This is a genomic window from Rouxiella aceris (assembly GCF_012933545.1).
GTDB classification, from domain to species: domain Bacteria; phylum Pseudomonadota; class Gammaproteobacteria; order Enterobacterales; family Enterobacteriaceae; genus Rouxiella; species Rouxiella aceris.
In genome coordinates, this window is sequence record NZ_JAADJU010000008.1 from 160,101 (window position 1) to 172,371 (window position 12,271).

A 12,271-nucleotide genomic window follows, 5' to 3' on the forward strand; every position below is an offset into this window, starting at 1 on the left:
TTATTAATAAGATCCAGGCTTAGGTGCTGCATGCAATTCACCATCACCCACTTTGATCCCTAAAATGGCGGCAACTTTCTTGCTGATTAGCTCAATATCAAAGGCTGAGGCCGATACCGGGCTGAAATCAATAATCGAGCGCTGCGAGGCATTGGCCTCTGGAACACATTCATCCCTGTGGATCGTGCCCAACAGTCTTTCGTTTAAACGTTGTTCAAAAAATTGCGTGACGTCACGACTTAATGTGCGACGAGTGTCACTTTGGTTAACAACGTAATACTCACCCTTCTTATTATTTAAAGGTGAACCAATTAGTTTGTTATTTTCCATCAGCGGTAATAACGATAGCGACGCGGTATCTGCCAACATCACCACCACATGCAAATCCGCCAAATTCTGCACCGCTTTTAATGCCGGACCTGGACCCGGAGGAAAATCGGCAATAACCACTAAACCGGGATAATTAAGCACGGTATTTAAACCGCGTTGTAGAAAATGCGGATCGGTGGCCAACTGATGTTCAAATTCCAGACGCTGATCTTCACTCACTTCGCCATAAGGCAAAACAAATGTGTTGGAGCCAGCTTTCAGGATAAATTGACTCCAGTCTGATTCGTTTCCTGAACCGGCAACAAATCCACGGGTATCAGAAATTGGCACACCAAAGTGCAGACGAAGTGCATTTTGGACGTCAAAATCGATAACCAGAACTTTGCTGCCACTGCGAGCCAAAGAATAGGCCAGGTTGGAGGCAACAGTGGTTTTACCTACCCCGCCTTTCGGCGAACAAACACAGACTAACGGCATGATGCAATCATCTCTAACAGGGGTTGGAGCGGCGTATCACGAGGCAATGACGCCGCCGTGACCTGAGGCGCTTTTTGTTTAAACATTTGTTTGTATCGTTCAGGTGCTGGTGCAGGGGTGACGGAGGCTGCTGGCGCAGCGCGTACCGTTTGCACAGGAGCCACATAAGCAGGTTGCTGCGGCTTCGCAACGGCTTGAGCAGGCAATGCCTGACGAACCGAATCAAGCAAACCTGAACCGCTATCCGGGGTCACCGACTGAGCGAACAGGGTTGGCGAGGCAACATGATGACTGGCAGGGGGCGCTGCAACAGGTTCAGCTTTTGGCGCAGCAGTAACCGATGTACTTTCTTTCGGCGGCAGAGTTTCACGCAGTGAATCCAGCAAGCCAAAGCCTGAACTGGTAATGGCACTCGACACCGGGACAACCGGCTGGCTGACTGGCGTAGCAACAGGGGCCAACTCAGCAGCAGGCGCGGTAAATTCGTCCTCGGAAATCGCCTGTGGTGTAGGTTGGGTCGTACGCCCACTTTCTAACGGCCCGGCTTTTTCTTCACTAAAGGCGACCTGTTTGATCAGTGTCCATTGATTCATGGAACCTGAGATCGGTTTTGTTGTGGCGTCATCAGTGATTTCTTTATAATCAATGCCTTGCATATTTGATTTTTCTATGAAGCGCTTAATGTCGTCATACTTGTTCATATATCCCGCCTGCTAGGATTATATTCAATCGAGATTTTGGCAGCTCAAAAAAAGCCCGAGCGTACCAACAGCCAGATAAATGGGGAAAAAAGAGTACCCGGAAAAGGTTAGAGACTAAGATTTGTCCTAATATATCAGCTCTTTTATTAGTTAAGTAATTTTTTACAAAAAATAGGATTAACCCCATCTCTACAAGCTAGCAACCTAACTCACTGTGAAAAAAGCTATTTAATGTAGATTAGCTGCAACTTTGTCTTAATGCCGCCAAAGTGGCGAAAAAAGTTGTGAATTGCAGCACATTCCTTGCTTAAGTGGCATTAACCTAAGTGGAATACTTCAGGGAATTAATATCCATATTTGTTGTCAGCGAAAATATTCATAATTGTATGGAAATCGTAAAGGCGTTTATTTGCGAAATAGATTATAAAACCCATTGTTTTTATAGATAAAACACGAGAATTATCGTGCCGGAATAGGGGTTGAACGGGGTTACTGCGCCAATGCCGACTAACTGGTATCATGCGATCTCGCGAGGCGGCGGGTTAATCAGCGTTGGAGAGATATGTTGCGGGTCAGGCGTTCATTAACAATTAAGCAGATGGCGGCAGTATCCTGCGTGATGCTGGTTACCATCTGTATTTTTATCGCCATCCAACTGTTTCACTTTGTGCAACAGAGGAGGGATGATTACGCTCAGCAACTGGAAAATATTGCCCGCTCCATCTCAAAACCTCTCTCGCAAGCGGTAATGAATGCCGATTTGACCACCAGCCAACACATCCTCGATACCCTACGCCCGGTAGGCATACTTAATCGCGCAGATGTCGTGTTGCCCAATCAAACTGAAACATTACGCACGCATTTTGCTGAAGGCAGGCCGGTACCCGACTGGGTGAAAAAGTGCTTCCGTTTGCCGATCCAGATTTCGGTGCCGCTGTATTCTCCGGCTAGCAATGCCAGCGATGCTCCACCGCAGCCACTGGCCTCTTTGGTGATGCAGGCCGACCCTTATCGGATGTATCAGTTTATTGTCAGCGCACTCTCCACCATGCTGACCACCTACCTGTTATTGGCGTTAATCCTTTCCATTGCCACCAGTTGGTGTATCAACAGATTGATTATTCATCCTTTGCGTTCGATTGCCCGTGAACTGGGAGCCGTGCCGGAAAGTGAAGTCCATGCTCATCAGTTGACGGTGCTGCCGCATCATGAGGACGATGAATTAGGGATGCTGATCCGTAGCTATAATCGCCATCAGCAATTAATTGATAAAAAAGTTAAATTTATGCAGGAGACTCGGGTACCTGCCCCCGCCCGTTTTCCGGATGAGCAGCAATTTATTCACTGGCTGGAACAGCGCATGCACGGCTCTCTGGCAGATAAAAATTTCCATATTATGCTGATTGGCATTGAAAGCCTGGGGGAGGGTGAAGGTGATTATTGTCCGGTTATTGCCGCGCTTAGCGAATTATTATCGGAACAAAGTTTGCTGGCGCGATTGAGTTATAACGAGTTTGCCTTATTAGCCAGTGATATTGAACGTCCCTTTATGGCCATGCGGCTGGCCCGGCAGTTGATGGAACGCATTAATGCCCCGCAGGCCAACGATGCCATGGCAATGACGTTGCATCCTACGGGCAGTATTGGTATTGCCCAGCATATTGCCGGTCAGAATATCAGTGGTCACCAGTTAATGGTTAATGCCAGAGCGGCGCGTGTTTCCGCCTATCAGCAGGGCAAAAATCAGATCCTGTTTTTCGAAGCGGATTTAACGGCCAAAATTCAAAAACGGTTATTACAGGAAAATGAAATCCTCCACGCCATGGAGAAAGATGATTTCACTCTCTTTATTCAGCCGCAGATTAATATGTTGACCGGCGCGGTTGTCGGTGCTGAAGCGCTGCTGCGTCGTAAAATGAGCGATGGCAGCTACGGTCTGGAAAATGATTTTATTGTCATTGCCGAAGAAATTGGGGTGATGGCGCAGTTGGGTTATAAGGTGCTGGAGCTGGGATGCCATATTCTGGCCGACTGGCAGCGCCGCGGTATCCGTTTGCCGTTATCGGTCAATTTATCCGGGGTGCAAATTCAGCAGCGTAATTTCCTGCCTGAATTACGCAGCCTGCTCAGCCGCTATCAAATTGATCTCGGGCAACTGGTGTTGGAAATTACCGAGACAGCGCGTATCACCGACTTGGATCGGGCGCTGCTATTGCTGAGGGAGCTGCGCGCGGTGGGCGTTTCTGTGGAGCTGGATGACTTTGGCCTGGGTTACTCGGGGCTGGAGTACCTCAACCGCCTGCGCAACCTGCCGATTGATGTGATTAAAATTGACCGCATGTTTGTCGCTGCGCTGCCCGATGATGAGGTGATGGTCAATATTGTGGCCACCATCGCCCGCGCCATGCAGATCCGTCTGGTTGCTGAAGGGGTGGAAACGCCGCAACAGCGTGATTGGTTACTTTCCCGGAATATCGTCTTGGGACAGGGTTACCTTTTCTCTCCACCACTGCCGCAGGCGGAATTTGAAGCAAAATACCTCAGCGAATATGCCCGCCCCGAATAACCCCTCCTGCTGTGAATACCACCGCTTCTCTGCTGTTTTTATTCAGATAAAGTGACAGGAAATGTTTTTGCTGAACGCTTTCAGTTCTATTTTTTAACAACAAACATTGCAATAAGAAACAATTTATTTCCATCCTGTTATCTCAATGCTATTTTCCCGCTGTCGTTTGTTGTAATGATACGGCGAGACACTTTTTACCTTTCATTTTTTTACATTGCAGGTACGCAATCGCCCGGTCAATGGGCAGAGTCAGCGTCTGGTGATCCGAATATTATCCGCCTTGCTGCTTTTTGGAACCTCACGGGTAGACTTTCACTACAGGATGGCCGTAAATGAAAAAAAACATATTTAGAAGTCTTTATTTTCAAGTGCTTGCTGCAATAACCCTCGGGGTGTTGCTCGGGCATTTTTACCCCGAACTCGGGGCGCAGATGAAGCCATTGGGAGATGGTTTTGTCAAACTGATCAAAATGATTATTGCACCGGTTATTTTTTGTACCGTTGTTACCGGTATTGCCGGTATGGAAAGTATGAAGGCGGTAGGTCGCACCGGTGCCATTGCCCTGTTGTATTTTGAAATCGTCAGCACCCTTTCGCTTATTCTCGGCCTGATTATCGTTAATGTGGTTCAACCCGGGGCCGGAATGAATGTTGATCCGGCGGCGCTGGACGCCAAAGCGGTGGCGGTTTATGCCGAACAGGCGCAAAGCCAGGGCATTATCCCCTTCCTGATGGATATTATTCCCGGCAGCGTGATTGGCGCCTTTGCCAGCGGTAATATCTTGCAGGTGCTGATGTTTGCCGTGTTGTTCGGTTTTGCTCTGCATCACCTGGGCCCTAAAGGGCAGCTGATGTTTAACGTTATCGAGAGTTTCTCGAACGTTATCTTTGGCATCATTAATATGATTATGCGTCTGGCCCCGCTTGGCGCATTTGGTGCCATGGCCTTTACCATCGGTAAATATGGTCTGGGTTCACTGGTGCAACTGGGTCAGTTGATCCTCTGTTTCTACCTGACCTGCGTGGTATTTGTCATTGTAGTGCTGGGGCTAATCGCTCGCTTCACCGGCTTCAGCATTTTCAAATTCGTCAGTTATATAAAAGAAGAGCTGCTGATCGTGCTGGGAACCTCTTCCTCCGAATCAGCGCTGCCGCGTATGCTGGACAAGATGGAAAAGCTGGGCTGCAAGAAATCGGTTGTCGGGCTGGTCATTCCTACCGGCTACTCGTTTAATCTGGACGGTACCTCGATCTATCTGACCATGGCTGCGGTGTTTATCGCCCAGGCGACCAATACGCATATGGATATCTGGCATCAGATCACCTTGCTGGTGGTGTTATTGCTCTCTTCTAAAGGTGCGGCCGGGGTCACGGGCAGTGGCTTTATTGTCCTGGCGGCCACTCTTTCTGCGGTGGGGCATTTGCCGGTGGCCGGTCTGGCATTGATCCTCGGCATCGACCGCTTTATGTCGGAAGCGCGTGCCTTGACCAATCTGATCGGCAACGGTGTCGCGACCATCGTGGTGGCAAAATATTGCAATCAACTGGATGAAAAACAACTCAAGGCTACGCTGAGTAAAAAATCGGCAATAGGTGTGGATAAAATAGCCTGATACCCGACTTCCCGGTGTTGACTCGCAGGTAAAAAGCGACATTTTTTACCCCAAAAGAGTGACATTAACCGTTCATTTCCCCTTTAATCCATCGGTTACTTGATGTAACCGATGGATTATCTTCATAATATGCCTGACTGAATGGCCGTAGCCTGGACCTGAGCTTGCGCTTTCGCTGCCAGCGCCACCGTCCGGTTAGCCGCAACGCGTCTCTGCCAGTGCAGGGCATTCTCCGGCTGGCCCGAGGATATTTATGGCCCTTGATGGCCAGTAAATATGGCATAACCATATGAAAAATATAGACATCATATTATTTTCAATGTGAGCCGTGACATCTGCGAAGTCGCGCTGTCTAACACAGTGCGATATTCGCCTGTTTCGTTTTTACATTGGAACTTGCCACCTTGCAGACCAGGTAAGTGCAAGATTTAATTATTGAAAATTTGATTTATCCAGCGTCACTGCAGCTGCGACAAGCGAATGCCGAGGCATTTTACGGCGGATGACTGCGCCATGCTTTGGCACCAGCAGCGGCGGAGACAATGGGTAGAGTTATTTACGTAGGGGTTCACATGCAGGGCACCAGAATTCGCTTACTCCTTGGTGGGTTGTTGTTGGCTTCAGCCGGCAGCAACGTGCAGGCTGAAGCACTACAACCCGATCCGGCCTGGCAACAGGGAAAACTGGATAACGGCTTCACCTGGCAATTATTGACTACGCCGCAGCGTCCCAACGATCGCATTGAACTCAGATTACTGGTGCGCACCGGATCGCTGGCAGAAAATGCGCAGCAGCAGGGTTTTGCGCACTTTTTACCGCGCCTGGCGTTGCTCCACAGTGAAGGCTTTACCACTGCCCAGTTGCATTCTTTCTGGCAGCAGGTGATTGATAATCAACGGCCAACTTCACCGGCAGTCACCTCTTATGACTTTACCTCCTATAACCTCAGCTTGCCTAACGGACGCCCCGATCTGCTCAAGTCGGCACTGAGCTGGATGGTATCGACCACGGAAAAAATGGTGATCACCCCGGAGTCGGTGCATGCCGCTTATCAGGCACCGCAGGACGCCATTGACTCCGTACCGGCGGACTCGCAGGATCTCTGGTGGCGCTATCGTATCAGTGGCTCGACGCTGGTGGGCCATGGGCCGGATTTATTACCGGCCAAACCGGCTAAAGCAGCGGATCTGAGCAAGTTTTATCATCAGTGGTATACCCCGGACGCCATGACCCTGTACGTGGTGGGCAATGTCGATAGCCGCGCAATGGCCGAACAAATTAATAAAGCTTTCTCCGGTCTGAAAGGGCGACGTGAAACCCCGCAGACTGTGCCTACGTTGGTGGATGTGCCGGCAAAATCCATGTCGATGTTCGATCCGGCAATCAGTCAGGATCGTCTCTCTTTGATGTGGAGCATGTCGTGGCAACCCATTCAGGACTCAACGGCTTTAAGCGCTTACTGGCGCAGTGATTTGGCGCGTGAGGCACTGTTCCTGCATTTACAGCAGGGGCTGAAAACATCGACCGAAGACAAAGAAGGCAGTGCAGGGAAACCGGCATTGGGCTTTGATTGCCATGTCCAGTATCAGCATGCGCAGTGTGCCATCCGTATGGAAGCCCCGCAGGAGGCCTTACAGCCAGCCCTGAAGCGTCTGGCCAGCGAGCTGGTAAAAGTCCGTGATAGCGGTCTTTCGCAGGCAGAATTCGATACCTTGATCGCCAGGAAAAAAGAGCAACTGAGTCAGCTGTTTGCCACCTATGCTCGCACCGATACTGGCGTATTGATGAGCCAGCGTCTGCGATCGCAGCAAAATGCCGTGGTGGATATCGCTCCTGAACAGTATCAGAAGCTGCGTCAGGAGTTTTTAACCACGCTGACATTACCTGAATTTAATCAGGAGCTAAAACAGCAACTGTCTCACGCGCCTTCCTTGCTGTTGATCCAGCCGAAAGGCGAGTCGGAATTAAGCGTCAAAACCTTGCAAGATACCTATGATGCCGTGGTGGGATCGGCGCAGTAAATCTGCCTGGTAACTGCGTTCCATTGTTTGAAACAATAAAAAAGCCCCGAACGTTATACGAGCGGGGCTTTTTGCCGTTACCGGCCGCTTATTGCCAGGATGACATGGCATCGAGCGGGATAATGGCACCGCGATACTGGATCACCGTGCTGGCGGTTAAGTGGCCACGCTGCGCCGCTTCGACCGCGTTGGCACCGGTCAGGCGACGAGCCAGATAACCGGCACTGAAAGAATCACCGGCTGCGGTGGTATCGATCACCTTGTCTTTTGGCAGTTTCACTGCCGGAACCTCATGCAGTTCACCCTCGGCGCTGGAGACAATACAGCTGTCCGCACCGCGTTTGACTACCACTTCGCTGACGCCCAGGGCGTGAGTACGGGCAATCACGTCCTGATAAGGCACTGCGCCCCACAGCATATCTTCGTCATCCAGGGTCAGGAAGGCGATGTCGGTACAGGCGAGCATTGCCTGATAGGCTTGTTGCGTTTGCTCTTTGCTTTGCCACAGGCGTGGACGGTAGTTATTGTCAAAAATAACTTTCCCACCGCGCGCACGACAGGTTTTAAGCAATGACATCAGACGTTCGCGGCTCTCTTCGCTGAGGATCGCCAGGCTAATGCCACTGAGATACAGGTAGTCAAAGTCGGCGAGTTGCTGGCAAATGGCTTCTGAGTCAGGGCTGTCCAGCCAATAGCGTGCGGCAGCATCATTGCGCCAGTAGTAGAAAGTTCTCTCTCCGCTGGTATCGGTTTCAATGACGTACAAACCCGGCAGTTTATTGTCCAGTCGCTGCACCAGATCGGTTTTTACCCCTTCCTGCTGCCAGGCGGCGAGCATATCGCTGCTGAAGCTGTCGGTGCCCAGGGCGGTGACGTAGTGCACCTTGAGTGCCTCCTCGGCAACCTGACGGGCAATATAAACTGAAGTATTAAGAGTATCTCCGCCAAAACCGCGGTTTAGCAAATCGCCTTTCTGCGATAACTCGATCATGCATTCGCCGATAACGGCAATATTTTTACTGGTCATGCAAACCTGCCCATCTCGTTTAAGGGTACCACCCGTTATCTTTCAAGCAGCAGGCTTGTTGGTTGCATTCCTGCACGTTGCAATCTATTGGGTATATAAAATCAGGAAGTGGAAAATTACAGATAAAGATGGTGTCTAGTCTCTTCGCATGCAGCTGAACAGTCAAGAATATTAAAACAGGGTTTTATAATTTTTAGGGCTGGCTCGAAGTTTAGGCGCTAAATTTCAGGTTCACGTCGATTGTCGTCAAGGCATTACCAGGGATAACTGCAAGAGTTGTTTGATATTTGTCTGGCAGTACCGGGAGCATTTTGTGCTTTTACAGTGGCATTTAAAACCACAGAAAGGAAGTTGATTAAAGTTTCTTCGTGCTTCGCCGATAGATAATACTACTTATAGAAAGCCAGGGAGCCGGGCTACTTGTGTAGTCGCGCAAACATGTTGCCGCATGTCACCTGATTATCTGACTTTAAATTCATGGCGGCAAAAGAATATGATAACTAAGATGATGCTTGGCCTCTTTACGCCGTCTTTTTCGGCATTAGAGCGCGTCAAGGCGCAGTCATATTGGCGCCAGTGCCAACGGATATACCGCTTTCAACCGATTTATCGCACTAACGGTCAGATGATGGGCATTGAGTTGCTCAGTGGCATTTTTCATCCCGCTGAACCGCAAAAATTTGTCTCGCCGGAGCTTTATTTTGCGGCGGTGTCACTCAACCGGCGTTTGCTGATTGTTGAAGAGCAGATCGATCTGCTGCGAAAATGGCAGCCGATGTTTGAACAACACGACCTGCTGGTCTCCATCAACGTTGATGGCCAAGTGCTGGAGCTTCTGCAAACTCATAAGAATTTGAAGAAAAAAATCAACCAGATGCCGTTTCTGCGTTTTGAGTTGGTCGAAACAGCTGAAAATGCCCTCAGTATCCCGCTTTCGCAGATTGAGCATTCCGACCGCCTGTGGCTAGATGACTTTGGTGAAGGGATTGCCAACTTTTCGTCGTTCACCTCCTGGAATTACGAATACATCAAAATTGCTCGCGATCTGTTTATTTTATTGCGTCAGAGTGACGAGGGCGTACGTCTGTTCTATACGCTAGTCACCTTGATGAATCGCTATAGCAAAGGGGTGATTATTGAAGGCGTTGAGACCGAACAAGAGTGGGCAATGGTGCGCAACTCTGATGCCATGGCCGCGCAGGGCTACTATTTATCACGCCCGAAAACCTTTGATTTTCTTGCCGATATTCCTATTCACTTTCCAGATTAAGTCACCCGTCCGCTTGCCCCCTTTATGCATTCCTGTGCAAATTCAACTATCTTTATAAACTGTGCCCCCGTCGGTTAGCCGCCTGCGTGGCGGGACACAGCCTAAAATTATCCATTCATCGTTTCACAGGAACAGATTTATGACCCGCACAGGAAAAACGATAAGTTGGACGGCTGCTGTATTGGTTATTTTACTGGTTGGCATCGTTATTCTGGTGGCGACTTTTGACTGGAATCGTCTTAAGCCAACCATCAATCAGAAAGTTTCTGCTGAACTGAATCGACCTTTTGCCATCCGTGGCGACCTGGGTGTTGACTGGTCACGGCAAAAAGAGGAAGGCGGCTGGCGTGCCTGGGTACCCTGGCCGCATCTACATGCTGAAGATATTGTGCTGGGAAATCCGCCGGATATGCCAGGCGATAAGCCGATGGTGCATTTGCAGCGCGTTGATGCCAGCCTGTCGCCATTGGCGCTCCTTAATAAAGAAGTGCTAATCCCGCGGATCGGGTTAAAGCAGCCGGATGCCTCGCTGCTACGTCTGGCTGACGGAAAAAATAACTGGACCTTTAACCTTGCCAACAGCGACAGCCATGACAGCAGCCAGCCGGCATCCGCCTGGTCATTCAAGGTCAATGATATTGTTTTTGATCGCGGGCAAATCGATTTTAAAGACGCTACGCTAAAAGCCGATTTCCGTGCGCTGATCGATCCTTTGGGTAAACCTTTGCCATTTGCCGAGGTTACCGGCAAAAGCAGTGGGCAGGAAAATCAGGATGCGGCGAAATCAGCGACGCCTGACTATGTTTTTGGCTGGAAAGTCGAGGGGAAATACAAGGGTGAATCCCTTGTCGGTAGCGGTAAAATTGGCGGCATGCTGGCCATGCAGGACCCCGATGTCCGCTTCCCGCTGCAGGCCGATGTGCGTTCGGGAAATACCCGCGTAGTGGTGGCGGGCACCTTGACTGACCCCATGAACCTGGGGGCGCTGGATTTGCGGCTGAAATTTTCCGGACAAACGCTGTCTGATCTCTATGGACTGACCGGTGTTCTGCTGCCACAGACCCCGCCGTATGAAACCGACGGTCATTTGACGGCCCAATTGCATAACCCGGCCGGGGCCAAATTCCAGTATCAGGATTTTAACGGCGAAATCGGCGACAGCGATATTCATGGCTCTCTGACCTATCTTGCCAGCCAGCCCCGTCCGCAATTAAGCGGCGATATCACCTCCAATCAACTGAGATTTGCCGATCTTGCGCCATTAATCGGTGCCGACTCCAATAGTGACAAGGCCAAACGGGGCGAAACCAGCCGTCAGCCCGACGATAAAGTATTGCCGGTGGAGAAGTTTGATACCAAGAGCTGGCGAGTCATGGATGCCGATGTCAAATTTAGCGCCAAAAAGATTGAACATGGCACCTCCTTGCCATTGAATAATCTCAACACCCATCTGAAATTAAACAACGGCGATTTGCTGCTGGATCCTTTGCGCTTTGGCGTTGCGGGCGGCGATCTGAACGCCACCGTCCGACTTGAAGGCGATAAAAGCCCGATGCAGGGACGGGCAGATATACATGCTCGTCGGCTACAGCTTAAAGAGCTGGTTCCCAACCTGGCATCGATGAAAAAAAGTCTCGGTCAGCTTAACGGTGATGCCAAACTCACCGGCACGGGCAATTCCGTGGCGGCTCTACTTGGGAGCAGTAATGGGGAACTGAAACTGCTGATCAATAAAGGGGTAATCAGTCGCAGTCTGATGGAGATTGCCGGGCTAAACGTGGGTAATTATGTGGTTGCCCAGTTGTTTGGTGACGACGAGGTGGCCATTAACTGTGCGGCGGCGGATATCAATATTCAAAGCGGATTGGCAAAGCCGGACCTGCTGGTATTTGACACCGAGAATGCGGTAATTAACGTCAGCGGCACCAGCAACTTTGCCAGTGAACGGCTGGATCTGTCGATAGACCCGGAAAGCAAAGGGGTGCGGATTTTGACATTGCGTTCGCCGCTCTATGTTCGCGGCACCTTTAAGCATCCTGATGCCGGCGTCAAGCCCGGCCCACTGATCGTCCGTGGCGCTGCCGCAGTGGCGCTTGGCGCGGTACTGACACCGGCGGCGGCTTTGTTGGCGCTGATTTCTCCCAGCGATAACGAAAGTAACCAGTGTGGCCCTATCCTGCAAAAGATGAAGGCGAAAAAATAGCTCGGGTTTCCGCCCTTGTTTATTACATTAGCCGCGTCGTTTCCCTGGCTAAGACCCGCGCAG

Annotated in this window: 8 protein-coding genes; 5 read left to right on the plus strand and 3 right to left on the minus strand. The window is 50.3% G+C overall.

Annotated features, from left to right (window positions below; all coding sequences use genetic code 11):
- Positions 1 to 3: 3 nt before the first annotated feature.
- Both bcsQ and GW590_RS15850 read right to left on the minus strand, forming a co-directional pair.
- On the minus strand, positions 4 to 807 hold the full coding sequence (bcsQ, locus tag GW590_RS15845) for a cellulose biosynthesis protein BcsQ (protein ID WP_169404030.1): 804 nt from the start codon (positions 805 to 807) through the stop codon (positions 4 to 6).
- Positions 798 to 1,508 carry a cellulose biosynthesis protein BcsO gene (locus tag GW590_RS15850; RefSeq protein WP_169404031.1) on the minus strand — a complete coding sequence of 237 codons (711 nt, stop codon included), beginning with the start codon at positions 1,506 to 1,508 and terminating at the stop codon, positions 798 to 800. Before GW590_RS15850 ends, bcsQ begins: the two co-directional genes overlap by 10 nt.
- Before the next feature lie 565 nt (positions 1,509 to 2,073).
- Between GW590_RS15850 and hmsP the strand changes: the two genes are divergently transcribed.
- The 3 genes from hmsP to GW590_RS15865 all read left to right on the plus strand — a co-directional run bounded on the left by hmsP (position 2,074) and on the right by GW590_RS15865 (position 7,708).
- Complete coding sequence (gene hmsP, locus GW590_RS15855) at positions 2,074 to 4,074, plus strand: biofilm formation regulator HmsP (RefSeq protein ID WP_169404192.1); 2,001 nt, start codon at positions 2,074 to 2,076, stop codon at positions 4,072 to 4,074.
- A 332-nt stretch (positions 4,075 to 4,406) separates the two neighbouring features.
- The gene (locus GW590_RS15860; RefSeq protein WP_169404032.1) at positions 4,407 to 5,687 is read left to right on the plus strand and encodes a dicarboxylate/amino acid:cation symporter; all 1,281 of its coding nucleotides are present in this window, start codon (positions 4,407 to 4,409) and stop codon (positions 5,685 to 5,687) included.
- 572 nt (positions 5,688 to 6,259) lie between these two features.
- Complete coding sequence (locus tag GW590_RS15865; protein ID WP_169404033.1) at positions 6,260 to 7,708, plus strand: M16 family metallopeptidase; 1,449 nt, start codon at positions 6,260 to 6,262, stop codon at positions 7,706 to 7,708.
- Between the two features lie 88 nt (positions 7,709 to 7,796).
- Here GW590_RS15865 and kdgK read toward each other — a convergent pair whose 3' ends face one another.
- Positions 7,797 to 8,735 carry a 2-dehydro-3-deoxygluconokinase gene (kdgK, locus tag GW590_RS15870; RefSeq protein ID WP_169404034.1) on the minus strand — a complete coding sequence of 313 codons (939 nt, stop codon included), beginning with the start codon at positions 8,733 to 8,735 and terminating at the stop codon, positions 7,797 to 7,799.
- Between the two features lie 493 nt (positions 8,736 to 9,228).
- On the opposite strand from kdgK, the gene pdeH reads away from it, so the two are divergent.
- Together pdeH and GW590_RS15880 are read left to right on the plus strand one after the other, a co-directional pair.
- Positions 9,229 to 10,005 carry a cyclic-guanylate-specific phosphodiesterase gene (gene pdeH, locus GW590_RS15875; RefSeq protein ID WP_169404035.1) on the plus strand — a complete coding sequence of 259 codons (777 nt, stop codon included), beginning with the start codon at positions 9,229 to 9,231 and terminating at the stop codon, positions 10,003 to 10,005.
- 139 nt (positions 10,006 to 10,144) lie between these two features.
- On the plus strand, positions 10,145 to 12,208 hold the full coding sequence (locus tag GW590_RS15880; RefSeq protein ID WP_169404036.1) for an AsmA family protein: 2,064 nt from the start codon (positions 10,145 to 10,147) through the stop codon (positions 12,206 to 12,208).
- The last annotated feature ends 63 nt before the right edge of the window (positions 12,209 to 12,271 follow it).

Excerpts from the sequence above, each read along its gene's own strand:
- GW590_RS15865 (WP_169404033.1), top strand. The coding sequence starts at position 6,260 with ATGCAGGGCACCAGAATTCGCTTACTCCTTGGTGGGTTGTTGTTGGCT.
- GW590_RS15860 (WP_169404032.1), top strand. The coding sequence starts at position 4,407 with ATGAAAAAAAACATATTTAGAAGTCTTTATTTTCAAGTGCTTGCTGCA.
- bcsQ (WP_169404030.1), bottom strand. The coding sequence starts at position 807 with ATGCCGTTAGTCTGTGTTTGTTCGCCGAAAGGCGGGGTAGGTAAAACC.
- kdgK (WP_169404034.1), bottom strand. The coding sequence starts at position 8,735 with ATGACCAGTAAAAATATTGCCGTTATCGGCGAATGCATGATCGAGTTA.
- pdeH (WP_169404035.1), top strand. The coding sequence starts at position 9,229 with ATGATAACTAAGATGATGCTTGGCCTCTTTACGCCGTCTTTTTCGGCA.
- GW590_RS15850 (WP_169404031.1), bottom strand. The coding sequence starts at position 1,508 with ATGAACAAGTATGACGACATTAAGCGCTTCATAGAAAAATCAAATATG.
- GW590_RS15880 (WP_169404036.1), top strand. The coding sequence starts at position 10,145 with ATGACCCGCACAGGAAAAACGATAAGTTGGACGGCTGCTGTATTGGTT.